This window comes from Streptomyces sp. CNT372 (genome assembly GCF_000377145.1).
Genome location: NZ_KB897782.1, coordinates 42488 through 65209, shown reverse-complemented (window position 1 = coordinate 65209; position 22722 = coordinate 42488). Strand labels below are relative to the sequence as shown.

25 protein-coding genes and 1 pseudogene are annotated in these 22722 nt (G+C 72.1%); 11 read left to right on the top strand and 15 right to left on the bottom strand.

Annotated elements, in window-relative coordinates; all coding sequences use genetic code 11:
- Positions 1-21: 21 nt before the first annotated feature.
- Positions 22-369, bottom strand: coding sequence for a tetratricopeptide repeat protein (locus tag C593_RS0115445; protein WP_018848203.1), 348 nt, complete (start codon positions 367-369; stop codon positions 22-24).
- Between the two features lie 235 nt (positions 370-604).
- Between C593_RS0115445 and C593_RS0115440 the strand changes: the two genes are divergently transcribed.
- Complete coding sequence (locus C593_RS0115440) at positions 605-1570, top strand: pirin family protein (RefSeq protein WP_018848202.1); 966 nt, start codon at positions 605-607, stop codon at positions 1568-1570.
- Positions 1571-1607: 37 nt separating this feature from the next.
- Here the strand turns inward: C593_RS0115440 and C593_RS0115435 are convergent, their stop codons facing one another.
- The 4 genes from C593_RS0115435 to C593_RS0115420 all read right to left on the bottom strand — a co-directional run bounded on the left by C593_RS0115435 (position 1608) and on the right by C593_RS0115420 (position 4300).
- Positions 1608-2732, bottom strand: coding sequence for a glutamate--cysteine ligase 2 (locus tag C593_RS0115435; RefSeq protein WP_018848201.1), 1125 nt, complete (start codon positions 2730-2732; stop codon positions 1608-1610).
- Between the two features lie 324 nt (positions 2733-3056).
- Positions 3057-3230 (bottom strand): hypothetical protein, encoded by a 174-nt coding sequence (locus C593_RS33355; RefSeq protein WP_018848200.1) that lies wholly within the window; start codon positions 3228-3230, stop codon positions 3057-3059.
- A 123-nt stretch (positions 3231-3353) separates the two neighbouring features.
- On the bottom strand, positions 3354-3548 hold the full coding sequence (locus C593_RS29810; RefSeq protein ID WP_018848199.1) for a hypothetical protein: 195 nt from the start codon (positions 3546-3548) through the stop codon (positions 3354-3356).
- A gap of 206 nt (positions 3549-3754) precedes the next feature.
- A complete protein-coding gene (locus tag C593_RS0115420) occupies positions 3755-4300 on the bottom strand; it encodes a cysteine hydrolase family protein (RefSeq protein WP_018848198.1) in 546 nt (181 codons plus the stop codon).
- Between the two features lie 174 nt (positions 4301-4474).
- Here C593_RS0115420 and C593_RS0115415 point away from each other — a divergent pair, with 174 nt between their 5' ends.
- Complete coding sequence (locus C593_RS0115415) at positions 4475-5050, top strand: DUF6328 family protein (protein ID WP_018848197.1); 576 nt, start codon at positions 4475-4477, stop codon at positions 5048-5050.
- An 8-nt stretch (positions 5051-5058) separates the two neighbouring features.
- Here the strand turns inward: C593_RS0115415 and C593_RS29805 are convergent, their stop codons facing one another.
- The 3 genes from C593_RS29805 to C593_RS0115400 all read right to left on the bottom strand — a co-directional run bounded on the left by C593_RS29805 (position 5059) and on the right by C593_RS0115400 (position 7679).
- A complete protein-coding gene (locus C593_RS29805; RefSeq protein WP_018848196.1) occupies positions 5059-5829 on the bottom strand; it encodes a cation efflux transmembrane domain-containing protein in 771 nt (256 codons plus the stop codon).
- Positions 5829-6182 (bottom strand): metalloregulator ArsR/SmtB family transcription factor, encoded by a 354-nt coding sequence (locus C593_RS0115405; RefSeq protein ID WP_018848195.1) that lies wholly within the window; start codon positions 6180-6182, stop codon positions 5829-5831. Before C593_RS0115405 ends, C593_RS29805 begins: the two co-directional genes overlap by 1 nt.
- A gap of 78 nt (positions 6183-6260) precedes the next feature.
- Positions 6261-7679 (bottom strand): NAD(P)-binding domain-containing protein, encoded by a 1419-nt coding sequence (locus C593_RS0115400; protein WP_018848194.1) that lies wholly within the window; start codon positions 7677-7679, stop codon positions 6261-6263.
- Between the two features lie 120 nt (positions 7680-7799).
- Between C593_RS0115400 and C593_RS0115395 the strand changes: the two genes are divergently transcribed.
- On the top strand, positions 7800-8162 hold the full coding sequence (locus tag C593_RS0115395) for a metalloregulator ArsR/SmtB family transcription factor (RefSeq protein WP_018848193.1): 363 nt from the start codon (positions 7800-7802) through the stop codon (positions 8160-8162).
- Positions 8159-8662, top strand: coding sequence for a GNAT family N-acetyltransferase (locus C593_RS0115390; RefSeq protein ID WP_018848192.1), 504 nt, complete (start codon positions 8159-8161; stop codon positions 8660-8662). Before C593_RS0115395 ends, C593_RS0115390 begins: the two co-directional genes overlap by 4 nt.
- Positions 8663-8694: 32 nt before the next feature.
- Here C593_RS0115390 and arsB read toward each other — a convergent pair whose 3' ends face one another.
- Together arsB and C593_RS0115380 are read right to left on the bottom strand one after the other, a co-directional pair.
- Positions 8695-9780: an ACR3 family arsenite efflux transporter gene (gene arsB, locus C593_RS0115385; protein ID WP_018848191.1), complete on the bottom strand. Its 1086-nt coding sequence runs from the start codon at positions 9778-9780 to the stop codon at positions 8695-8697.
- Complete coding sequence (locus C593_RS0115380; RefSeq protein WP_026277719.1) at positions 9777-10082, bottom strand: metalloregulator ArsR/SmtB family transcription factor; 306 nt, start codon at positions 10080-10082, stop codon at positions 9777-9779. The genes arsB and C593_RS0115380 overlap by 4 nt, the downstream gene beginning before the upstream one ends.
- 105 nt (positions 10083-10187) lie before the next feature.
- Between C593_RS0115380 and C593_RS0115375 the strand changes: the two genes are divergently transcribed.
- Together C593_RS0115375 and C593_RS0115370 are read left to right on the top strand one after the other, a co-directional pair.
- Complete coding sequence (locus C593_RS0115375; protein ID WP_018848189.1) at positions 10188-10613, top strand: arsenate reductase ArsC; 426 nt, start codon at positions 10188-10190, stop codon at positions 10611-10613.
- Between the two features lie 144 nt (positions 10614-10757).
- On the top strand, positions 10758-11831 hold the full coding sequence (locus C593_RS0115370) for a membrane protein (RefSeq protein WP_018848188.1): 1074 nt from the start codon (positions 10758-10760) through the stop codon (positions 11829-11831).
- Positions 11832-11936: 105 nt separating this feature from the next.
- Here the strand turns inward: C593_RS0115370 and C593_RS0115365 are convergent, their stop codons facing one another.
- The 3 genes and pseudogenes from C593_RS0115365 to C593_RS0115350 form a co-directional block, all read right to left on the bottom strand.
- Positions 11937-12824 carry a bile acid:sodium symporter family protein gene (locus tag C593_RS0115365; protein ID WP_018848187.1) on the bottom strand — a complete coding sequence of 296 codons (888 nt, stop codon included), beginning with the start codon at positions 12822-12824 and terminating at the stop codon, positions 11937-11939.
- A gap of 413 nt (positions 12825-13237) precedes the next feature.
- Positions 13238-13956: pseudogene (locus C593_RS31780) on the bottom strand (AMP-binding protein); the annotation flags it as partial.
- A 47-nt stretch (positions 13957-14003) separates the two neighbouring features.
- Positions 14004-15224 carry a cation:proton antiporter gene (locus C593_RS0115350; RefSeq protein ID WP_018848186.1) on the bottom strand — a complete coding sequence of 407 codons (1221 nt, stop codon included), beginning with the start codon at positions 15222-15224 and terminating at the stop codon, positions 14004-14006.
- Positions 15225-15457: 233 nt separating this feature from the next.
- Between C593_RS0115350 and C593_RS31040 the strand changes: the two genes are divergently transcribed.
- Positions 15458-16903, top strand: coding sequence for a DUF2254 family protein (locus C593_RS31040; RefSeq protein ID WP_158686852.1), 1446 nt, complete (start codon positions 15458-15460; stop codon positions 16901-16903).
- A gap of 280 nt (positions 16904-17183) precedes the next feature.
- Positions 17184-17429, top strand: a complete 246-nt coding sequence (locus tag C593_RS31035) for a hypothetical protein (RefSeq protein ID WP_018848184.1) — start codon at positions 17184-17186, stop codon at positions 17427-17429.
- Between the two features lie 105 nt (positions 17430-17534).
- Here C593_RS31035 and C593_RS31775 read toward each other — a convergent pair whose 3' ends face one another.
- On the bottom strand, positions 17535-18758 hold the full coding sequence (locus tag C593_RS31775) for a helix-turn-helix domain-containing protein (protein WP_078521564.1): 1224 nt from the start codon (positions 18756-18758) through the stop codon (positions 17535-17537).
- A 689-nt stretch (positions 18759-19447) separates the two neighbouring features.
- On the opposite strand from C593_RS31775, the gene tgmA reads away from it, so the two are divergent.
- From tgmA to tgmC, 3 genes are read left to right on the top strand one after another with little or no spacing between them, the layout of a single operon-like run.
- Entirely contained in the window at positions 19448-19720 is a 273-nt protein-coding gene (gene tgmA / locus C593_RS0115330) for a putative ATP-grasp-modified RiPP (RefSeq protein WP_018848182.1), read from the top strand.
- Positions 19720-20682, top strand: coding sequence for an ATP-grasp ribosomal peptide maturase (tgmB, locus tag C593_RS0115325; protein WP_018848181.1), 963 nt, complete (start codon positions 19720-19722; stop codon positions 20680-20682). Before tgmA ends, tgmB begins: the two co-directional genes overlap by 1 nt.
- Positions 20679-21821: an ATP-grasp peptide maturase system methyltransferase gene (tgmC, locus tag C593_RS0115320; protein ID WP_018848180.1), complete on the top strand. Its 1143-nt coding sequence runs from the start codon at positions 20679-20681 to the stop codon at positions 21819-21821. The genes tgmB and tgmC overlap by 4 nt, the downstream gene beginning before the upstream one ends.
- Positions 21822-22138: 317 nt before the next feature.
- Here tgmC and C593_RS33805 read toward each other — a convergent pair whose 3' ends face one another.
- Entirely contained in the window at positions 22139-22342 is a 204-nt protein-coding gene (locus C593_RS33805; RefSeq protein WP_158686851.1) for a hypothetical protein, read from the bottom strand.
- Between the last annotated feature and the right edge of the window lie 380 nt (positions 22343-22722).

Genomic DNA, 22722 nt, shown 5'->3' with positions numbered 1-22722 from the left:
GCCGCCTCCCCTGACGCACCGTCAGTCCACGGGCAGATCACCGGACATGGCCGCCGCGAGCCGCAGGTGCGGGGCGGCCTCCTCCGGGCGGCCCCGGCGCTCCAGGGTGCGGCCCAGCATCAGCCGCGCGTACTGCTCGACCGGGTCGCGCTCCAGCACCGCCCGCAGTTCGGCCTCGGCCCTGCCCAGCCGCGCGGAGTGGTAGTACGCCCGGGCCAGCAGCAGGCGCGGGGCGACCTGCTCGGGGGACTCGGCGACGAGACCGGTCAGGATGCGGGCGGCCGTGACGTACTCCTTGGCGTCGAAGAACATCCCCGCCCGGTCCCAGCGCTCGGCCGGCGTCCCGAACTCGAAGTAGGTCTCGCTCACCGCTGCTCCTTCCCGAGTCTTCCCCGGTGGATCCGGTGGATCCGGTGGTCGTACGGACCTGCCAACACCGGCGGCGCGCCGCGCATTCCACCACCCCTCGGGCCCGCCGTCCCCGGGCCGGCACCGCCGCGTCACCCCCACCGGGCCCGCACGGGAACCAAGGCCTGCCTGACACATGGCGTCGTTCGCCCGCAGCCCGGACGGGACGGGTCAGACAGGCCTTAGGTTGTGCGGCATGAGCAATCTCGATCGCCAGGCCACCCCCTCCGTCTGCGGCGGCCGCGGTTTCGTCGTCGCCGAGCCCGTGCGCGAGCTGCTGAGCCCCCGGCGGGTCCGGCTCGGCGAGTCCACCGAGGTCCGCCGGCTCCTGCCCAACCTGGGCCGGCGCATGGTGGGCGCGTGGGCGTTCGTCGACCACTACGGGCCCGACGACATCGCCGACGAGCCCGGTATGCAGGTCCCGCCCCACCCGCACATGGGACTCCAGACGGTGAGCTGGCTGCACGAGGGGGAGGTCCTGCACCGCGACAGCACCGGGTCCCTGGCGACGATCCGCCCCCGGGAGCTGGGCCTGATGACCTCCGGGCGGGCGATCAGCCACTCCGAGGAGAGCCCCCGCCCGCACGCCCGCTACCTGCACGGCGCCCAGCTGTGGGTCGCCCTGCCCGACGCCCACCGGGAGGTCGAACCCCACTTCCAGCACCACACCGATCTGCCCCGCGTCACCGCGCCCGGCCTGCTCGCCACCGTGATCCTCGGCTCGCTCGACGGCACCACCTCGCCGGGCACCGCGTACACGCCCATCGTCGGCGCGGACCTCGCACTGTCGGCGGGTACGGAGGCCCGCCTGCCGCTGGACCCCGACTTCGAGTACGCGGTCCTCGCGATGTCCGGCGAGGCTCGTGTCGACGGGGTCCCCGTCCTGCCGGGCTCCATGCTCTACCTGGGCTGCGGCCGCTCCGAACTCCCCCTGCGCGCCGCCTCGGACGCGGGCCTGATGCTGCTGGGCGGCGAGCCGTTCGAGGAGGAGGTCGTCATGTGGTGGAACTTCATCGGCCGCAGCCACGAGGAGGTCGAACGCGCCCGCGAGGACTGGACCCGGGGCTCCCGCTTCGGCGAGGTCCACGGCTACGACGGCGACCGCCTCCCCGCCCCGGAACTGCCGCCTGTGGCGCTGAAGCCGCGCGGGCGGGTGCGCTGACCCGTGACGGTGTCGCGTCCGCCGCGGCCGGGGGCCCTCAGGCTCCGCCGGCGGTGAGCTCGGCGCAGCGGGTCACGACCCGGGCGAGGTCCCCGGTCTCGTCCAGCAGCCGCCGCTGCGTACGAGCCCCGTTCCCCTCGGCGAGGAGGCGGGCGATGCCCTCGCGGACCAGGTCCTCGTCGCCGTGGTCCGCCAGGGACTCGCGCACATGCCGGTACAGGGCGTCGACGGCGTCGGCCGGGGAGGTCTCGCGCAGGGTGCCGGGGTGCAGCAGGGGGCCGTCCAGGCCCGAGCGGCCCGCGCGCCATGAGGCCAGGCGGAGCAGGCCGGTGCCGACGCGGGCCGGCGGCATGCCGTCCCGCCAGTCGCGGGCCGCGGTGTCGACGAGGCCGCGCGCGAGGGCGGCCAGCAGGACCGGGGTGGCGGGATCGAGGCAGACGTCGGCGACGCGGATCTCGACGGTGGGGAAGGCGGCGGAGAGCCGGGCGTCGAAGTAGATCATGCCCTTGTCGCGCAGCACACCGGTCTCCACCATGGCGGCGACCTGTTCGTGGTAGCGGTCGGCGGAGCCGAAGACATCGACCGGCCCGGCGGACGGCCACCGGTTCCACACCCTGCTGCGGTAGCTGCCGTACTCCGTGTCCCGGCCCTGCCAGAAGGGGGAGTTGGCGCTCATGGCGGTGAGGACCGGCAGCCAGGGGCGGACGCGGTCCAGGACGGCCACCCCCTCCTCGTCGCTGTCCACCGACACATGGACGTGGCAGCCGCAGGTCAGCTGCTCCTGAGCGGTCAGGCCGAACTGATCGCCCATCCACTGGTACCGGGTACCGGTGTTCAGGGACGGCTCGACCGTCAGCGGTGAGGTGGCGAGCGCCGCCACCACGGCTCCTGCGGACTCGGCATGACGGGCCGCCTCGGCGCGGCAGCGGACGATCTCCTCCCGCAACCGGCCCATCTCGGTGACCGGCTCCGTGGCGAACTCCAGCTGCTCCTTGTGCAGTTCCGTCTCGAACGGGTGGTCCGAGCCGCCGCCCGCGTCGCCCGCGCCGGTGTGCCCGGCGTGCCGGTCGGCGGCGGCGAGAACCGAACCGGACACGGCCGTCGGCACCCCGCTGCCCGGGTTCACCAGCAGAAGTTCCTCTTCCACGCCCACGCTTCGCATGCCACCGTCCCTCTGCTCCGCATTCCCCGACCACATGAAGGTGTACCCCCCGTGCCCCGTCCGCGTGACGGCACACCTGCCCGTCGGCGCATCTCCACCCGCGCGGTGCCGTCCCCGTGCACCGGCTCGTCCGCCGAACGTGCGCGGATCGTGGACGACCTGCCCCCGCCCGCCGCCCAGCGCGGCACCCCTCTCGGGCGTGCGGCGCAGGCGGCGGTGAGGACCCCGGCTCGGGCCCGGGGTCTCCGGGACGACGTCACGACATGGGGCCGCCCACCGTCCGGCACCGGACGGTGGGCGGCCCGGGAAGGCGGGACGCCGGGTTCAGCCGCCGAGGCGTCCCTTGCCCTTCTCCTTGGTCTCACGCGCCATTCCGCGGGTCTCCAGGGCAGCGCCCTTGGCCGCGGTGGTGTCCTGGCCCACTGCGTGGGCCGCCTTCCGCACGGTCTTCCCGACGACCTGCTCCGCCTTGGCCTTGGCCTTCTCTCCGGCACTCATGTCGTTCCTTTCGCTCGTGCGTTTGCACCGGCTCGCCTGCCCGTGCCTGCGACAGGGAAACCGCGTGACCGCGCACGACACTCAGGCGCTGTCGCTGAGTTCTGGATGGCCGTGCTGCCGGGATCAGTGGGCGCAGCAGAAGAACAGGCCGTCGGCCTGGAGTCCATGGCCCAGGATCCGGCATCCGCAGTGATCGCAGACCGGGGCGAGCCGGTGTGCCGCGCACTCGATGCTGTCGAAGAGGTGCACGGCCCCGTTGGTCATCCGGACCTCGAACGACAGCGCGTAGTCGTTGCCGCACACCTCGCAGACCGCCATGACAACCCCTTCTCTCCGTCCGCTTCGCGCGGGGCTCGGTGGCATCTCGCCTCTCGGCGAAGGGCTCCACCTCCACGACTTACCAGAAGAAGCGTGATGAAACGGACACTGGGGCTCGTTCGTGGAGCCGGTCGTTCCAACAGCGCGGTCGGCGAACCGCCCGCTGGGGAGACCCTTCCGGGCGGCGGGCCCGCCCGGGCCCGGTCTCAGAAGCGGATGGTGTCCGTCGAGCAGACCGTCGCCCCCATGTTCCGTTCCATCATCTGCAGCGCGGCGTCCGCCAGGTCCTTGTGGATGTGGGCGACGGCGTCGTGCGGGACCGTCACGTCCAGGTGGCGGATGTGTGCGTCCAGCGCCGAGTACAGCACGCACTGCTCGGTCACCTGGCCGCACAGCACGATGTGCCCGATGCCCAGCCGGCTCAGCAGATAGCCGAGAGGTGTCTCGTAGAAGATCGAATGACGGGCCTTGAGGACGAAGAGCGAGCGGTCGTCGGGGCGCACCGGCTCGACGAGGCCGGCGTGCGGGCCTGCCAGCGCGGTGTCCACCAGCTCCCCGTGGTGCGAGCGCCATTCGCCGAAGTTGTCGTTGACGTACACGACCGGCACGTCCCGCTCGCGCGCCCGGCGGATCAGCCTGGCGATCGCGGGCACGGCCTCGGCCGCGGACGGGCGCAGGAGGTCGGCGTCCGGATGGTCATAGGTGTTGATCATGTCGATCACGACGACTGCGCGGGACTCCACGTCCACCATGCTGGCATTCCTCCGCGGGTTCCGCCGGGCGGCGGCTCCGCCGGCCCGGTCGGGCGCACAACTTCTGGCGGATGGGCCTCGCAGACGGGGAAGGACGGCGCCGCTCGGACAGGGTGCGCCCGGGGCATCGGTTCCGGCGCAGCGGGTAAGCGGGGTTCACCAAGGAGGCCGAACATGACCGTGACCGCAGTGCCCGCAGACGAGACGCCCGCCGAGGAGAGAAACGACGGCGGTCGGGACACCGCGCGCTCGAACAGCGACCGGGACACCAGTCGCCCAGGAAGCAGCGAGGAGTGCCCGCGGGAGCGGGTGAACCGCCGCTGGAACGAGATCCTGCAGGAGACCCGGGTCGCGCAGACCGGCGTGCAGATCCTCTTCGGCTTTCTCCTCAGCGTCGCCTTCACCCCGCTCTTCCGGGAGTTGAGCGACTGGAACCGCGGTCTCTACGTACTGACGGTCGCCCTCGGCGCGTCGTCGACCGCGGCCCTGATAGCCCCCGTGGCCATCCACCGTTTCCTCTCCGGGCTGCGGATGAAGCACGAGGTGGTGCGGGCGGCGGGGCGCTTCATGGCCTGCGGGATGGTCATGCTCGCGCTCACCATCGGCTGCACCCTGCTCCTCATCCTCGACGTGGTCCTGCACGGTGCGATCGCCGGGGTGATCGTCGGGACGGTCATGTTCTGGTTCTGCGTCTGCTGGATCCTCATCCCCGTCCGTATCCGCCGCAAGGCACGCCGCCGCCCGCGCTGACCGAAGCGTCACGCCGGTCCCGTCCACCGCCCCTGACCCGCCCCCGCCGGGGCGCAGCAGGTACTGCCGGGTCCGCAGCCGCAGCCCCCGGTGGCGCCCTCCGCGACCTCGCTGACCTCCCCGGCCCCGGCCTCCGGGACGGGGATCGCGCAGCAGTTCTTCCCGCGCCAGGCGTCCCGGCCCTCCTTGACCGCGATCGCGGCGATCACCAGGGCGGCGAACGGGTCGGCCCAGGACCAGCCGAGCAGGGAGTTGAGGAGCAGGCCGACAAGGAGGACGGCGGACAGGTAGGTGCAGAGCAGGGTCTGCCGGGAGTCCGCGACCGCGGAGGCGGAGCCCAGTTCCCGGCCGGCCCGCCGCTGGGCCGCCGACAGGAACGGCATCACCGCGAGGGAGAGCGCGGCGAGCACGATGCCCGGGGTGGAGTGCTGTGCCTCGCCCGCGCCGGTCAGCGCACGCACGGAGTCGACGGTGACATAGGCGGCGAGGGCGAAGAAGGAGACGGCGATGACGCGCAGCGCCGTCTTCTCCCGCGCCTGGCGTACGGCGTGGTCGGGGGCCGAGAACTGCCAGGCGACGGCGGTGGCGGAGGAGACCTCGATGACGGAGTCGAGGCCGAAGCCGATCAGGGCGGTGGAGGAGGCCAGTGTCCCGGCGGTGATCGCGACGACCGCCTCGATCACGTTGTAGACGAGGGTCGCCGTGACCAGGAGCCGTATCCGCCGGGTGAGCCGCGCCCGCCGGTCGTACGCGGGGCCGAGGGTGGGTGGTGTGGTCATCAGCAGCAGTCCTTGGCGTCCGCGTCGGGGCAGGTGCGGTCGTCGGCGACGGCGAGGACCGTGCCGCGCAGATCGTTCAGGGCGCGCCCCAGCCTGGCGTCCGCCAGTTCGTACCGCACCCGGCGGCCCTCGGGGACGGCGACGACCAGGCCGCAGTCGCGCAGACAGGCGAGGTGGTTCGAGAGCCGGGTACGGGAGATGTCCAGACGGTCGGCCAGATCGGCCGGGTGGGACGGTGCCTGACGGAGGGTCAGGAGAATCCGGCAGCGGATCGGGTCGGCCAGTGCGCGGCCGAACCGCGACAGTGCGTCGATGTCGATGTCGATATCGATGCCGGTGGCGGGAGAGGGCATATCCGCGACAGTACACGTCATCCTGAATTCAGGAAATAGTGAATCACGGGATGGAGGTCCCGGTTCGGAGTGGCCCGGTCATGCGCCGCAGGCCGGCGCCGGGGTGCCGGTGCCGAGCTGGATCACTCCGGGGGCGGGGGCGGGCGCGCAGCACCCGCCGTCGTCCGTCGCGGCATCGTCGGTGGCGGCGGGTTCGTCGAAGAGACCGGTGCCGCCGCACACCCCGGTCTCCGGGAGAGCGAGTTCGACGCGCCCGGCGGACTCGTGGTCGCCGGCGATGGCGGCGGCGACGGAGCGCACCTGCTCGTAGCCGGTCAGCGCGAGGAAGGTCGGGGCGCGGCCGTAGGACTTCATCCCGACCAGGTAGAGGCCCCGTTCCGGGTGGGACAGCTCCTTGGCGCCGTGCGGGCGGACGGTCCCGCAGGAGTGCTGGTTCGGGTCGATCAGCGGGGCGAGCGCCACCGGCGCCTGGAGGCGCTCGTCGGTGCCGAGGCGGAGCTCGCCGAGGAAGGTCAGGTCCGGGCGGAAGCCGGTGAGGACGATGACCTCGTCGACCGCGTCGAGACGCCGGCCGTCCTCCGCGACCAGGACGAGGCGGCCGTCCATCCCGCGTTCGACGGCGCCGGTGCGGAAGCCGGTGACGGCATCCGCGTGGCCCTGGTCGACGGCGGCCTTGGCGGCGAGGCCGAGCGCGCCGCGGGCGGGGAGCCGGTCGGCGGTGCCGCCGCCGAAGGTGGAGCTGGAGATGCCCCGGCGCAGGATCCAGGTGGCGTGCGTGCCGGTGCCGTTCGCGGACTCGGCCAGGCGCGCGAGTCCGGCGAGGGCGGTGAAGGCGGAGGCGCCGGAGCCGATCACGGCGATGCGCCTGCCGGCGTATCGGGCCCGCACGGCGGGGTCGTCGAGGTCGGGGACCCGGTAGGAGATCCGCTCCGCCGCCGCGCGCTCGCCGGGAGCGGGGAGGCCGTCGCCCCCGGCCGGGCCCGGGACGGCCCACGTGCCGGAGGCGTCGATGACGGCGCGGGCCAGGATCCGCTCCTCGCTTCCGTCGCCGTGGGTGACGTGGACGGTGAACGGCTGGGCGTCGCGGTCGGCGTCGACGAGCCGGTCCCGCCCGGTGCGGGAGACGCCGGTGACCCGGGTGTTGAGGCGGACCGCGTCCCCCAGGGCGTCGGCGAGCGGCTGGAGGTAGCGCTCGGCCCAGTCGCCGCCGGTCGGGTAGGTGCGCGCGTCGGGCCTGACCCAGCCCGTGGGGGCGAGGAGCTTCTCGGCGGCCGGGTCGGTGACCTCGCCCCAGGTGGAGAAGAGCCGTACGTGCGCCCACTCGCGCACCGCCGCACCCGCCCGTGCGCCGGCCTCCAGGACCAGCGGCTCGATGCCGCGGTCGACCAGATGGGCGGCGGCGGCCAGGCCGACCGGGCCGGCTCCGACGACTACGACGGGCAGGCGCTCGGTGGGAGTGGCTGCGGCGTGGGGGGTACGGGTGGCGCTCGCGTTCATGACGATCCTTTGCTGTTTCGATGTTCGTCGATCCCTTGCTCTCAGCCTGGCATCTGCTTAGATGAGTGTCAACATAGACGGAAATCGAAATACTGCTTCGGCGTGTGTCAACATAGACATATGTCGAATACCAAGGCGCTGCCGCTCCTCCAGCCCGCCGTCGAGCCGTGCTGCCCGCCGCTCACCGAGCGGCCGCTGACCGCGGAGGAGGCCGAGCGGACCGCCGTGATGTTCAAGGCGCTCGGCGACCCGGTGCGCCTGCGGCTGTTCTCGGCCGTGGCCTCGCACGAGGGCGGAGAGGCGTGCGTCTGCGACATCTCCGACGTCGGTGTCTCCCAGCCGACCGTCTCCCACCACCTGAAGAAGCTGAAGGAGGCGGGCCTGCTGTCCTCCGAGCGGCGTGGAACGTGGGTGTACTACCGCGTCGAGCCCGCCGTGCTGGCCGCCATGGGGGCGCTGCTGACCAGGGCCGCCGTCGCATGAAGGCTCCCGAGGTCGGGGTGGTGCCGCTCACGGCCGCGCACGCCGACGAGGTCATCGCGATCTACCGGGCCGGGATCGACGAGGGGAACGCCACCTTCGAGACCGCGGCGCCGGCCTGGGAGCAGTTCGACGCGTCGAGGCTGCCCGGTCACCGGTTCGTCGCACTGGACGGGACCGGCCGCGTGCTGGGCTGGGTCGCCGCGTCGAAGGTGTCCGACCGGTGTGCGTACACGGGCGTCGTCGAGCACTCCGTCTACGTCCACCCCGGCGCCCGCGGCCGGGGTGTCGCCGCCTTGCTCCTGAAGGCGCTGGTCGGCTCGACGGAAGCGGCGGGGATCTGGACGATCCAGGCCGGGATCTTCCCCGAGAACACCGCCAGCCTCGCCGTCCACGCGCGGGCAGGGTTCCGGGTGATCGGAACCCGCGAGCGGATCGGCCGGCACCACGGTGTGTGGCGGGACGTGACCCTCGTCGAGCGCCGCAGCAGCACCGTGGTGTGACCGTCCCCCGCCGCCCCGGGTGGTCGCGGGGTCTACCGGCGGTCCGGGGCGAACTTTCTGCGCCAGGCCAGCGAGACGTACACCAGCGCGACCAGCACCGGGACCTCGATCAGCGGGCCCACGACGCCGGCGAGGGCCTGGCCCGAGGTGACGCCGAAGGTGGCGATGGCGACGGCGATGGCGAGTTCGAAGTTGTTGCCCGCGGCCGTGAACGCGAGGGTCGTGGTGCGCCCGTAGTTCAGGCCGATGGCCTTGCCGAGCACGAAGGTGCCGAACCACATCACCGCGAAGTACACCAGCAGCGGCAGCGCGATCCGGGCGACGTCCAGTGGCTGCGAGGTGATGGTCCGGCCCTGGAGGGCGAAGAGGACGACGATCGTGAACAGCAGTCCGTACAGGGCCCAGGGGCCGATCCGCGGCAGGAACGCGGACTCGTAGGTCTCGCGGCCGAGTCTCCGCACGCCGACGCGGCGGGTGAGGAACCCGGCCAGCAGCGGGACGCCGAGGAAGACGACGACGTTCAGTGCGATCTCCCACGCGGAGATGTCCAGGCCCTCGCCCTCGCCCAGGCCGAGCAGACCGGGCAGGAGGTCGAGGTAGAACCAGCCCAGCAGACCGAACGCGAGCACCTGGAAGACGCTGTTGAGGGCGACCAGGACGGCGGCGGCCTCGCGGTCGCCGCAGGCCAGGTCGTTCCAGATGATGACCATGGCGATGCAGCGGGCGAGGCCGACGACGATCAGGCCCGTGCGGTACTCGGGCAGGTCCGGCAGGAAGACCCACGCCAGCGCGAACATCACCGCCGGGCCGAGGACCCAGTTGACGACCAGTGAGGCGACCAGCAGCTTCCGGTCACCGGTGACGGCGTCGAGCCGGTCGTAACGGACCTTCGCCAGGACCGGATACATCATGATCAGCAGACCCGCGGCGATCGGCAGGGAGATCCCTCCGATCTCGACCTCCGCCAGGGCGTCGTCCAGTCCGGGGACCAGGCGACCCACCCCGAGGCCCAGGGCCATGGCGATCAGGATCCAGACGGCGAGGAAGCGGTCCAGCGTCGACAGCCGCGCGGCGACCGGGGCGTCCCCGGCCGGTGCGGGCGCTTCGGTGGGTGTCAACAGGGCCTCCTGGAGCCGGCGTTGGCACGGGCGGTGGCGGCGAGGGCGGTGAACTGGCCGGCGAGCGTCTCGATGACCTCGGGGGCGAGCCGGTAGTAGGTGAACCGGCCGCAGGGTTCGGTGTCCACGACCCCGGCCTCGCGCAGGACTCTCAGGTGGTTGGAGAGATTGGTCTGCCGGGCGCCGGTCTCCTCCACCAGGTGGGTGGTGCACAGCGTCTCGCGGGCGAGCAGGGTCACGATCCGGAGCCGGAGGGGATCGCTCAGCACCCGCATCAGATCAGTGTCGACTGACGTCATCATGGGCTGATACTGTCACATCAGCTTCCGCTGATGCTACCGAGGCGGGACTCCCGAACCTCCCGAACCTCCCGAACCCCCGCGACCCTGCCCCCTGAGGAAGAACAGATGACCGCTCCGCTCGCCTCCGTGCTCTTCGTCTGCGTCCACAACGCCGGCCGCTCCCAGATGGCCGCGGGCTTCCTCCGGCACCTGGCCGGTGACCGCGTCGAGGTCCGCTCCGCCGGCTCCCTCCCGGGCGACCGGATCAACCCCTCCGCCGTCGCCGCCATGGCCGAGGTGGGCATCGACATCTCCGGTCAGCAGCCCAAGGTCCTCACCCCCGAGGCGGCCCGGGCGTCGGACTACATCATCACCATGGGCTGCGGGGACGCCTGCCCGTACTTCCCCGGCAGGACCTACCTCGACTGGAGCCTCGACGACCCGGCCGGGCAGGGCGTCGAGGCCGTCCGCCCCATCCGCGACGAGATCAGGGGCCTGGTCGAGGCACTCGTCGCCGAGATCGACGCCGGGCGGGGCACGCGAACCTCCTGACCGGCCGCCCGGCCGGGACCGGCCAGGGACGGCTCGGCGTTCCGGCCCGACATCGCGGGCGCGGCGGCGAGGAGCGCCTCCCGCGCCAGCCGTTCGGGTGCCCCGGGCCAGCGCGCGCACCCGGCCTCCACGACCGTGGACACCATGAAACAGAGCACCCTGTCCGAGGTGAAGGACGCGGTCACCCCCCGGGCCACCCTGCTGGTCATCGGAGTGATCGTCCTGCAACTGCTGTTCGTCGCCTCCTATGTCGGCGCCCTGCACGAACCCCGGCTCAAGGACGTGCCCTTCGGTGTCGTGGCACCGGGAGCCGCCGCCGGGCAGACGGTGACCCGGCTGAACGAGCTGCCCGGCACGCCGCTGGACGCCCGCGCCCTCCCCGACGAGCGGACGGCCCGGGAACAGCTCATGAACCGGGACATCGACGGCGCGCTCGTGGTGGACCCGGCCGGCACCAGGGACACCCTGCTCGTCGCGTCCGGCGGCGGCCGGGCCCTCTCCCTGGCGCTCGGCACACTCGTCGCGGACGTGGAGAAGGCCCAGGGCCGTACCGCCCGCACGGTCGATGTGACCCCCGTATCCAGCGGCGACTTCAACAGCCTGTCCTCGTTCTACCTGGTCATCGGCTGGTGTGTCGGCGCCTATCTGTGCGCGTCGATCCTGGCGGTCAGCGCGGGGGCCCGCCCGGCCAACCCGGTCCGCGCGGCGACCCGGCTGGGCACGATGGCCCTGGTCTCGCTCGTCGGCGGACTCGGCGGCGCGGTCATCGTCGGGCCGGTCCTGGGCGCCCTGCCGGGCGGGGTGTGGGCGCTGTGGGGCCTGGGCGCGCTGATCATCTTCGCGGTCGGTGCCGCAACGCTCGCCCTCCAGGGGCTCTTCGGCATCGTGGGTATCGGCCTGGCGATCCTGATCATCGTGATCGCGGGCAACCCGAGCGCGGGCGGTGCCTTCCCGGCGCCGATGCTGCCGCCCTTCTGGGAGGCGATCGGCCCCGCCCTGCCACCGGGCGCGGGCACCTGGGCGGCCCGTTCGATCTCCTACTTCGACGGCAACAACATGACCTCGGCCCTGCTGGTGCTCTCGGCGTGGGCGGTCGCCGGCGTCCTGGTCACGATGGCCGCCGCGGTGCTGCGGCAGCGCCGGTCCCCGGAAGCGGGGCGGGGGGCGCAGACGGAGCCGGGGCCGGGGCAGGGGCCGGTGGTGAGCGGTGGCCCGTGATCGTCGCGCGGCGCGGCCGAGGAAGCGTCGAGGCCCCCGCGCATGTACGCCGGGGGCCGGGCCGCCGCCCGCGGGGCCCCCGGCCGGGGCCCCGGCCCGTGGTGCTCAGACGGCCGGCGCCGGATCCTCCGCGGGCCGGGAACCCCGGGTCATCAGCAGCCCCGCGAGAGCCGCCACGGGGTACATGAGCACCCCGTAGACGGCGGCCGGAACAGCCAGGCCGACGCTGCCGAGGACGCTGATCGCCAGAGTCATGGCCACGGCGCTGTTGTGCACGCCGATCTCCATGGAGCAAGCGACCGACTGCCGCTTGCCGAGCCGCACCAGCCGCGGCACGGCGTACCCCGTGGTGAGGCTGAGCACGCAGAAGACCAGCGCCGCCGGTCCCGCGTCCACCAGGTAGCCGGCGATGTTGCCCCGCTCGGCGACGAGCGCGCCGACGATGACGGCGACGAGGACGACGACCGACAGCAGCCGCACCGGGCGGTCCATGCGCAGCGCGAACGCCGCCGAGCGGCGGCGCACGACCAGCCCGATCGCCACCGGGACGAGGACCAGGGCGAACACCTGGAGGACCTTGCCGAACTGCAGCCCCAGGCCGTCCTGTCCTATGTCCGGCTCGAAGTACCCCAGGGCGAGATTGGTGACGACCGGCAGGGTCACGACGGCCAGTACCGCGTTCACCGCCGTGAGAGTGACGTTGAGCGCCACGTCGCCGCCGAAGAGATGGCTGAAGAGGTTCGCCGTCGTCCCGCCAGGTGAGGCGGCCAGCAGCATCATGCCGACCGCGAGCAGGGGCGGGAGGCCGAAGGCGACGACCAGGCCGAAGCAGACGGCGGGCAGGAGCAGGAGCTGGCAGGCCATCGCCACGAGGACGGCCCGCGGATGGCGTCGCACCCGGCGGAAGTCGTCGACGGTGAGGGACAGGCCGAGGCCGAACATGATGACGGCGAGGGCGAGCGGGAGGAACACGGTGGCGAGGGGAGTGTCCATGCGCGGCTTCGTCTCCAGGGGCGAGGGTGGCGCGGAGCACGGTGCGGGGCGGGCGAGGAGAGGAGGGACCGGCGGCGAGCCGGGCGTCCGGCCCGCCCGGGCGCCGATCGTCCGCGCACACTAAGCGCGTGAGTGAGCACGGTCAACACTGGTCACGGGCGGCGCAGGCGCCGGTAGTGCCGGTCCACCCCGTCGCCGCCACCCGTCACCGGCCCCGGTCACTGCTGAACGCCCCGGCACCGCCGGGCGCCCCCGGTCCCGGGGAACGAGCCGAGCGCCGCCGGGTCGACGGCACGGGTCCCCAGACGCAGGGGCGCGGCCCGGGTGCCGGCCGCCTCCGCCGCCGCCCAGTAGGCCAGTCCGGTAGGAGCGTCGACCGTGCCGCGCACCAGCGGTACGCCCGCACCCGAGGCGTGGAGCAGCGCCTCGCGGACCCTGGCGGCGACCCGTCCGAGGACCTCGGCCGCCTCGCGCGGCGGCCGGGCCCAGGCAACGAACACCACGACGCGCTCGGCTCCCGTCGACGGGTCGGTGGACCCGACCACCGCGCAGGTCCCGTGCGGCAGCCCAGGGGTCGCCGCGGCGACCTCCTCCATGTCCGGGGCGTGGAGCGTACGCCCGTTGAGGAACAGCACGTCCTTGTGCCGCCCGGTCACACAGAGCCGTCCGTCCCGCAGGAAGCCCAGATCGCCGGTGCGCAGCCACCCGTCGGCGAAGAACTCGGCGCTCACCTTCGGCAGTCCGTGGTAGCCGCGTGCCAACTGGGGCCCGCGCACCAGGATGTGACCGACCCGCCGGTCCCGAGATCCGCCCCCGCGTCGTCCGTGATCCGCATCGCGCAGCCCGCGACCGGGGAGCCGACGTCCATCAGCTCGACGGCCGCCGCGTCGCCCGGCGCCGCGTCCACGGCCTCACCCAGGCTCAGCGCCGCACGGTCCGGGGCCAGCGGCCGGGCGACCACCCCTGGTGGCGGGAACGTCACCGCGAGGGTCGCCTCCGACAGGCCGGCTGGGCCGCCGCCGGGTCCACCCCCGCCGGACGCGTCCTGCGGGCGAAGTCCCGCCACACCGGCCGGTGCGATGGGCTCGGCCCCCACCAGCAGCAGGCGTACGGCCGACGGGTCCAGCCCGGCCGCGCCGGGCGCGCCGCACCACACCTCGCCACGCCTCCGTCGCGACCTCACCACGCCTCCGTCCCCTCCGCCGGACACGCCCCGTCCCGGCGGCCCGTCGCGCCGCCGTGCCTGATCCTCGCGGCGACGAGGGGCAGCACCAGGACGGAGATCATCGCCGCGCCGACCAGGGCCGCCGCCGTGTCCGTGCCGAGGATTTTCTGGTCCGTGCCGATGGTCGTGATCGCCACCACCAGGGGCAGACAGGTCGAGCAGAACAGCGCCAGGGCCGTCCGGCCGGCGCGGCCGGACTCCGATGGCGCGAAGGCGTACACGGCACCGCCCCGGACCAGGACGAACAGCAGCAGGAACACCGGGACCAGCAGCAGCGCGCCGACGTCGGCGAGCAGGGCGTCGAGGTCGAACTCGATGCCGGTCACCACATAGAAGAGGGGGACGAGGAAGCCGAACCCCATGGCCTCCACCTTGCTCATGACCTCCCGGCCGCTCTCCGGGGCCGCGCTCTGGAGGACCAGCCGGGTCACCACGCCCGCGGCGAACGCGCCCAGCAGCATGTCCAGGCCGAACACCGTGGCGAGGCCGAGCATCGAGGCGAGCAGCAGCATCACGAAGCGGACGGCGAACTGGGCGCTGCTGTGCAGGGTTTCGTCGACCAGTCGGGAGAACCAGGGCGGCCTCGGCCGCAGTGCCCAGAAGACGGCCGCCGCCGTGATGACCGCGAACAGGACCAGCAGCACGGCGGACTCGCCGGGCTTCCGGCCGCTGAGCAGCAGGGCGACGGCGACCACCGGCCCGAACTCGCCCACGGCTCCGAAGGCCGAGACCGTCCGGCCGAAGGGCGTGTCGAGGTCGCCGCCGTCCCGCAGAATCGGCAGCACGGTGCCCAGCGCGGTGCTGGTCAGCGCGGTGCCGATCACGAACACGCCGGACAGGCCGTGCTCGTCGGCGAAGAGGAAGGCGATCCCGATGGCCGCCGCGAGGGAGACCGGCCAGGCCATCAGCGCCCGGTTGAGGGTCCGGCCCCGGACGGCCGCGAAGTCGATCTCGTATCCCGCGAGGAAGATCAGCATGCAGAGTCCGAGGTCGGCCAGGGTGTCGGTGACCTGGCCGCCGTGCGCCCAGCCGAGGACCTGCGGGCCGAGGAGGACGCCGAGCGCGATCTCGAAGACCACCATCGGCACGCGCATCCGACGGCCCGCCAGGTCGGCGAGCAGGGGCGCGAGCACGGCGGCGGCCATGATCAGGACGAGGGTGCCGGGTTGGGACATGCAGGTCTCATACCTGGTCGCGCCGGCGTCCCGGCCGCGACGCGCCGCCCCGCGTGCGCCCCGCCCCGGCGGCTGCCGCCATCGCCCGTGCCCGCTGCGACCGGGCGGGTGCCGCCGACGGGCGCGCCCGCCTCGACGCGGCGGCTGCCGCCCGGTCGGGGCGCACCCCTTCCCTCACCCCGACGGCCCGCACCCGATGGCGCCCCGGCACCGTCCGGGGGAGGCTGGCCGCCGTGACCCGCGAACCGGCGCGCGAACCGTCCCCCGAACCGGACCGAGGACCAGGCCGCGGACCGGAATCCGAACCGGCGCGCGAGCCGTCCGCCGAACCCCACCGCGATCCGTCCGCCGCACGGGTCGGGGACGACGACCTCGCGCACGCTCGCGGACCTGCCGGGACAGACGACAACGCGCCGGCGCGCCCGCCGCGCCCCGTCAGGAGCAGCGCGCACGCCCACGGCGCCCGCAGCCAGGCGGCCGCCCTGCTCCTGGTCGCGGCCGGCGCCCTGCTGGGGTGGGTCCTCCCGCTCTGGGAACGGCATCTGCCCGCCCAGGGGCTCAGCTTCGACGCCGCGACCGCCCAGGCGACTCTCGCCGCGATCGCCGGCAGCATGATCACACTGGCGGGCTTCGTGGTCACCGCGATCACCCTGGTCGTCCAGACCGTGCTCGGGATGTCGCCCCGCCTCGTCGGCGCGCTCGGCCACTTCCCCCGCTACCTGGTCGTCTTCGGGCTCCTGGTCGGCACGGCCGTCTACGCCCTGGTGGGGCTGAGCCAGGTGCAGGGTGAGGCCGTGCCCCGGTTCAGCGTGACCTTCGCGATCGGCCTCGTCCTCCTCGACACCGTCGCCGTGCTCAGGATGTTCGCCTCCCTGCGCCACGCGGTGACCGCCGGCGGGCTCGCCCGGGCCGTGGGCGACCGGCTCCGCGCCACGACACGGGATCTCACCGGTCGCCGGGAGCGCACCCGGCCCGTACCCGGGCCGGCGGAGGTACGGCACGAGGGTCCGCCCGCCACCGTCGCCGCGTTCCACGAGAAGCGCCTCGTCCGGCTGGCCCGGCGCCATGACCTGCGGATCGACATGGCCTGCGCGGTGGGCGACTTCGTGCGGTCCGGCGCGGTGATCGCCCGGGTCCGCACCGGGTGCTCCCCGCCGCGCGGGCTCCCCGCGCGTACGGCCGCCCGCATCGCCGCCGGTGTACGCCTCGGGGCGGGCCGTACCATCGAGGACGACCCCGCGTACGGCCTGCGGCTCCTCGCCGACATCGCGATCCGGGCCCTGTCCCCGGCCATCAACGACCCCACCACCGCGGTACAGGCGCTCGACCAGATCGAGGACGTGCTCACGAGCCTCGCCGACCAGCCCCTCGGCACGGTCCGGGTCACCGACGGCGACGGCGTGGTGCGCCTGACGCGCCCGGCCCCGAGGTGGGAGGACCTGGTCGCCGTCGCCCTGGACGAGACCCTCGACTACGGCTCGGGCAATGTGCAGACCGTGCGCAGGCTCCGGTCCCTGTTCGACCGCCTGACCGCGAGCGCGCCGGCCGACCGGGTGCCCGCGCTCACGGTGCGCCGCCGGGCACTGGAACGCCTCGCGGCCGCCGCCCTGTGCGACCCCCTCCTGACGGACGTGGCCTCGCTGGCGGACCCGCAGGGACTGGGCGGCCCGGTGCGGTAACGCGCCGCGGGAACGGTGACGTGGCCCGGAACGGTACGGGCGGCGGGCCGGATCAACCCAGGATGCAACGTTCGTTGTTCCCCGGACCTCCCCCCACACGGAACCAGTGGTTCTGGAGTGTTGCCATGAGAACGTCGGTGCTGGTCAAGAGTGGTTCCGGGACCCCTCTGGTCCCTACCGGGGGCATGGGGAATCGAGAACGCAAGAATCCCTCGGTCCGGTCGCGGCATACGCCGAATACCGGGCAGCCCGCCTCAGGCGTGGGCACGTACTGACCGGGGTGCAGCGCGCGCAGACGGCTTTGGGTGAGGTGCAGACCATTCCCGAACAGTGCTGGTATGACGCGAAGCTGTGGGAAGGCATGGTGTCGCATGCTGACCGAAAGGCTGTCGAACTCGGTGCCGAGTTCGACCAGGAACTGACCGATACCGGATCGACCTGGCAGAGCGGGACCTCCGAGCGCGGACTGATCGTGACCGTCGAGCGAGGCACCGTGAAGAGTGGGGCTGCGACGATCGCGGGGTAGTACGCACTCAACTATCACGTTGGATTCGGGAGTTGGCCCCCTGTACCCGTCACCCGTGCCAGGTGACGGGATAACGGGGTGCCCGCGTTCTCGGGTGTACGCGGTTCACTCCGTCGCCCGCGGAAGGGCCTTTAACCCCTGATATGCCTCCCGCAGATCGGACGCTTCCGGAAGCTGTCGCCGCTCCACGACCCTAACGACTTCAAGTGCGCGCCAGTGATTCGACGGAACGATACGGCCGGAAAGTATGGCTCGCTGTGCTGCATTGCACGCCTCGTCCAGTCGGTCACCGCCAAGCAAAGCCAGCGCCAAGTCAATATTCGCAGAAGCCAAACGACGTGGCCATTTCTCGACGTCGTCTACGGGTGCCAGTCTGGCGATTACCTGGCGGGCGTAGTCCTCCGCCGCGGAATCTCCAATCCACGCGAGGGTCGTTGCCGTATAGGCCAATGCTTTACCGGGGTCGTATTGGTAGTGATGTTCAGTGCCCTTGCGCGGGGACATCGCAGACGACATTCGCTGAACTCGGTCTATGGCCGCGTACGTTTCGGGCCCCTCTCCGAGTCGCGCTCTCGCCCGTCCCTCTTGCGCTGCCGCCTGGATTGCAGCCGAGCTTCCGGCCGGTGCCAATTCCTGTGCGATCAGCGAGAGTTCCAGCGCGCGGGCGTAGTCGCCATCCGTGAGCACTCGCCAAGCGTCCGTCTCGTAACACCACGCCTCAATTTCGCGATGCTCTGCGTGCTGAGCGAGAGTGGCCGCCGTCTGCAACCGGGCCGTCGCGGCGTGCTCTTGGTTCAGGTCGATATGCAACGTGGCCCCGAAAAGTTGGAACCAGCCTCCGACCACATAAAGGCGGCGCTGTTCCGCAAGTGTCATGCGGGCATCCAAGAGGTGAGTTACATAAGCGGAATGCTTGCGTACTCTTTCGAGCAAGTCTTGCGGTGGACACACGGGGTATTTCATGGCCAGTTCATCGAACGCAACTTCGAGGCGATTCAATGTCTCCTTCCCCACGTCGCTAGCGGAAACCCGCCGGGCCAATTCGAGCGCGTCGACCTCGTCGTAACTATCGGTGGGTGCGGCAGTGAGCCAACCGGAACGTGACTGCGGCGGGGCATAGGCGTCGGGAATCAGGAGCGCGTCCAGTTCCCTCGATGTGATCGACAACGCCTTTGCGATCTTCGGACGCTGCCAGGGTTGGGGGTCGTTCTTGCCGTTCTCCCAGCGTTGGACCGTTGAGCGATCAGCGCCGACCGCTTCCGCGAATTCCTCCTGATTGAACCCGCACGCTTTCCGGCGCTCCGCCAACCTCCGCCGCCTGCTGGTCATCGTGGCCGGTCTCCTCTCGGGAAAGCGTCTTCCCTGGTCAGCGTAGCCAGTGCGGCCATGGTGCGGCAGGGTTGCGGCTTTTCTGCTGTGGTGTGCGCACCCTCACCACGCTTGTCTTGGCCAACACGCAGTAGCGGACGTGACGGAACAAGCGGGACGGTGACCATGGCGCCCAGGACGCAGACTACTCAGGAGAACCCCGTAGACCTCCCGGTGAGGTTGGAGGGTGACCTGCAGCCGGTACCGGGATGCGCGCACTGCGACAACGTCGCCTTGGAGCGCGACCGGGCACGGGCGAACGGCGACGGAAGCAAGCAGAGTGACTGCAACGTCAGGATGAGTCGCCACCTCGCGGACGCTCACGGGTGACTGAGCCCGCAGAGCGCCCGCAGAGGCCTCTGGTTCAGCCTCTCCGGCTCCCGCGAAGCTGGTCAGCCTCGTGGACGATCCTCACGGGCCGCACAGCTCTCCCCTTGCTGGTCGCCCAGGTCCCTGAGTGGGGCGGTCTCAACTCCCGCCCACGGTGATTCCTCATTGGACGGTCGAGTCATCGCGGGTGGGTCGAGACCCCCGCCCCGGTAGGGAGAACTGTGGACAGGTCGAGCGGGCGGGGCGGGATTGACAGCTTGGGCCATCTGGCCCGAGCTAATGAAGTGTCAGCACCACCAGGAAACGGCGGCGCAGAACAGATGACGCAGACGCCCGCCCCGTGGGGCACGCAGCGAATGGGGCCGTACGCGGTCACCACAACGGTTCCGCAGTACACGCCTGTGATCGACCCCGAAACCCAGATCGCCGTCATCGTGGACGAGCACGGCCGGACGGTCGAACTGGGCAACCATGGCACCAGCACGAGCGGCCTGACTCCTACCACGACCACCCCGGGCGACGGGTCCGGCCCTGGTGGTGCGACCGACGCGGACAGCACCGAGTCGTACGACCAGGACCAGAGTTCCGGCTGATGCGTGACAGCAGGCCGGTACTGGTGCTGACCAACCCCTACGACGTGACAGCGGATGTGGTGCTCAGGCTCCTTGCCGAGCGTCGGGTTCCCTCGGTCCGTCTCGACCCCGGCACCGACCTGCACACGGGTGCCTCGCTGACCGCCACGTACCGCGCGGGCGACCAGCGGGGCACCCTGCGCACGGCAAGCCGGGAGATCGACACCACGCGGATTCGGTCCGTGTGGGTACGCAGGCCCTCGCTCTACGCGGGACCGCCGGAGTTGAGCGACCAAGACCGCCGGTTCGCCGCAGAACAGGCCCTGTGGGGCGCAGGCGGCATCCTCGCGTCACTGCCCGGCGCACACTACGTGAATCACCCCTGGAACAACCGGGCCGCCGAGTTCAAGCCCGCGCAGCTCTCGACCGCGCAGCGCTGCGGGTTCCTGGTGCCCAGCACGGTGATCACCGACGACCCTCAACAGGCGCGGACGTTCGCAGCCCAGCAGCCCGGCGGAGTGGTCTACAAACCCGTGTGGAACACCCCCTACCGCGTGGACGATCAGCCGCACAGCGTGTGGGTCCGGGAGGTGTACGCGGCCGAGATCACGGACGCCGTGTCCGTCTGCCCCCACATGTTCCAAGCCAAGGTGGACAAGGTGTTCGACGTGCGGGTAACAGCCGTGGGCGGCCGACTGTTCGGGGTCCGGATCGACAGCCCCGACCTCGACTGGCGCTGCCGTCAGGACCTGATGACGTGCACACCGATCGAGGTACCCGCGTCGGTCGCCCGTCCGGTCACGGCTTATCTAGCCGAACTCCGGTTGCATTACGGCGCGTTCGACTTCGCCGTGACGACCGCAGGCGACTGGTACTTCCTTGAGTGCAACCCGAACGGCCAGTGGGCGTGGCAGCCGGCGCAGACCACCGCCGCTATCGCCCAAGCCCTTACCGACCAACTGGAGAAAGGCCCCGGCACGTGAGCACATCGGCTCAGCTTCGCAGCGCCCTGGCGGACAGACTTGCCGAGGACGGCACCCTGACCCAACCCGAGTGGCGCAGCGCGGCCACCACGGTTCCGCGCGAGCTGTTCACGGGGTCCTACTTCCTGCCGGTGGCGGGCAGCGTCCCCACCAGCTACCGGCCCGTGCGCGAGGGCGACCCCGGGTGGCTGGAGGGCGTCTACTCCGACGAGACGCTGATCACCCAACTGGACGGCCTGATCAGGCCCGACGACGTGGCCGAGGACGCCGTTACCGGCTCCCCCTCGTCGTCGTCCACCCTGCCGTCCCTGGTGCTATGGATGTGGCAGCAGCTTGGCACGGAGTCCGGTCAGCGGGTGCTGGAGATCGGTACCGGAACCGGGTACTCGACCGCCCTCGGCGCGCACCGCCTCGGGGACGCCAACCTGACCAGCATCGAGTACGACCCGGTGGTCGGCAGCGCTGCTGCCACGGCGCTCAAGGCGGCCGGGTTCGCGCCCCGGCTGATCATCGGTGACGGGCTGCGCGGCGACCCGCAGGGCGGGCAGTACGACCGGCTCATCGCCACCTGTTCGGTCCGGTACATCCCTCTGCCCTGGCTGCACCAGGTGAAACCCGGCGGGAAGATTCTGGCCACCCTCTCCGGGTGGAGCTACGCCAACGCCCTGGCGCTGCTCGACGTGACCGGCCCCGGGGAGGCCACGGGCCGGTTCCTCCCCGGCTACACCAGTTTCATGATCGCCCGGCCGCACGACCGGCCACCCCGCCCGACGCTGGCCCTGCTGCCCGGGGATGAGCGTCCGAGCCGGATCGACCCCGCGAAGCTCGACAACTGGACCGGCGGTTGGGTCGCGCAACTCGCGGCCCCCTCGGCCGAACGCATGGGGGCGGGGGCGGAACAGATCCTCTGGGACGTGTCCACCGGTTCGCAGGCCCGGACGGCGCGACACCCTGACGGCGCGTGGACCGTTGTTCAGCGCGGTCCCGTTCGCCTGTGGGATCGGGTGGAACGGGCCGTGGAGCGCTGGCAGGCCGCCAACGAGCCTCACCAGGAGAAGTTCGGGTTCACGCTCTCGGCCGCCGGTCAGCGTGTGTGGCTCGGCACCGAGGACGGCCCCGGGTGGGATCTGCCGATCTGAAAGACGCGGGCCCGGCGGTCAACATCACCCCCCTGGCGGGCGCACAGACAGCAAGCGGCCCGTGCGGCCAAGGGCCGTGCGGGGGACCCGCGTTCCCAACGTGGCCCGCCAGCCGGCGCGTGCCAGCCGGGTCCGGCCGTCCGGCGTGATGAGGGCACGGGCTCCGCGGACCGGGAGTTCGCCGTGGGTGAGCCAGTAGCCGCGAGTGCCGTCCAGGTCCTCCCAGAGGCGGCGCGGACCGCTCTGGTGCACGATGGTCGGCCCGGTGCCGTTCGACGACGCCCGTGCCCACGAGCCGTCCGGGTGCGCGAGCCACGTCACCCGGTGGCCCTCGGTCTCGTCGAAGCCGTACAGGTCCCCGGCGCCTCGATCGAGAGCATGGCGGCCACGTCCCAGGCCTCCTGGATGTCGAGGGCCGGAAAGTCGCTCCTGGTGACGGAGTCCCCGTCCCGGTTCCGGGCGGCGTCCCGCAGGGCGGCGGACGGAGTGTCCTGGTAGTCGGCCCCTGCGCGGGCCTGCATGAAGCCGGCCCTGTCCCAATCCACTTGGCCGACGGCTGTGCCGTCCTCCCGCTTTTCCGCGGTGACGATCAGCGTGGTGTCGCTGATCGTCGTGACCAGGCGTCCGCCCGGGCGCAGCGCGGCGGGCCACGAGGGCGGCCTGGCGCACGGCGACGGTGGCCACGATCCGGTCGTACTCTCCCGGCAGTACGCCGGTGCCGTCCAGCACCTCAAGTCGCGGGCGCAGTCCGATCCGGTCCAGGCGGTGCCGGGCGGCGTTCACCAAGTACTCGTCGACGTCGATACTGGTGACCCGGTGCTCCCCCAGCCGCAGCGCCGCCGGCGATGCGGGCGTGCTGGAACATGCGGACGACCAGGCTCGGGAGGGTCGCGGATCGAGG

Bases quoted from the DNA above. Each gene is read 5' to 3' on its own strand.
- C593_RS0115440 (WP_018848202.1), top strand. From the start codon at position 605: ATGAGCAATCTCGATCGCCAGGCCACCCCCTCCGTCTGCGGCGGCCGC.
- C593_RS0115435 (WP_018848201.1), bottom strand. From the start codon at position 2,732: ATGCGAAGCGTGGGCGTGGAAGAGGAACTTCTGCTGGTGAACCCGGGC.
- C593_RS33355 (WP_018848200.1), bottom strand. From the start codon at position 3,230: ATGAGTGCCGGAGAGAAGGCCAAGGCCAAGGCGGAGCAGGTCGTCGGG.
- C593_RS29810 (WP_018848199.1), bottom strand. From the start codon at position 3,548: ATGGCGGTCTGCGAGGTGTGCGGCAACGACTACGCGCTGTCGTTCGAG.
- C593_RS0115420 (WP_018848198.1), bottom strand. From the start codon at position 4,300: ATGGTGGACGTGGAGTCCCGCGCAGTCGTCGTGATCGACATGATCAAC.
- C593_RS0115415 (WP_018848197.1), top strand. From the start codon at position 4,475: ATGACCGTGACCGCAGTGCCCGCAGACGAGACGCCCGCCGAGGAGAGA.
- C593_RS29805 (WP_018848196.1), bottom strand. From the start codon at position 5,829: ATGACCACACCACCCACCCTCGGCCCCGCGTACGACCGGCGGGCGCGG.
- C593_RS0115405 (WP_018848195.1), bottom strand. From the start codon at position 6,182: ATGCCCTCTCCCGCCACCGGCATCGATATCGACATCGACATCGACGCA.
- C593_RS0115400 (WP_018848194.1), bottom strand. From the start codon at position 7,679: ATGAACGCGAGCGCCACCCGTACCCCCCACGCCGCAGCCACTCCCACC.
- C593_RS0115395 (WP_018848193.1), top strand. From the start codon at position 7,800: ATGTCGAATACCAAGGCGCTGCCGCTCCTCCAGCCCGCCGTCGAGCCG.
- C593_RS0115390 (WP_018848192.1), top strand. From the start codon at position 8,159: ATGAAGGCTCCCGAGGTCGGGGTGGTGCCGCTCACGGCCGCGCACGCC.
- C593_RS0115380 (WP_026277719.1), bottom strand. From the start codon at position 10,082: ATGATGACGTCAGTCGACACTGATCTGATGCGGGTGCTGAGCGATCCC.
- C593_RS0115375 (WP_018848189.1), top strand. From the start codon at position 10,188: ATGACCGCTCCGCTCGCCTCCGTGCTCTTCGTCTGCGTCCACAACGCC.
- C593_RS0115370 (WP_018848188.1), top strand. From the start codon at position 10,758: ATGAAACAGAGCACCCTGTCCGAGGTGAAGGACGCGGTCACCCCCCGG.
- C593_RS0115365 (WP_018848187.1), bottom strand. From the start codon at position 12,824: ATGGACACTCCCCTCGCCACCGTGTTCCTCCCGCTCGCCCTCGCCGTC.
- C593_RS0115350 (WP_018848186.1), bottom strand. From the start codon at position 15,224: ATGTCCCAACCCGGCACCCTCGTCCTGATCATGGCCGCCGCCGTGCTC.
- C593_RS31775 (WP_078521564.1), bottom strand. From the start codon at position 18,758: ATGACCAGCAGGCGGCGGAGGTTGGCGGAGCGCCGGAAAGCGTGCGGG.
- tgmA (WP_018848182.1), top strand. From the start codon at position 19,448: ATGACGCAGACGCCCGCCCCGTGGGGCACGCAGCGAATGGGGCCGTAC.
- tgmB (WP_018848181.1), top strand. From the start codon at position 19,720: ATGCGTGACAGCAGGCCGGTACTGGTGCTGACCAACCCCTACGACGTG.
- C593_RS33805 (WP_158686851.1), bottom strand. From the start codon at position 22,342: ATGCAGGCCCGCGCAGGGGCCGACTACCAGGACACTCCGTCCGCCGCC.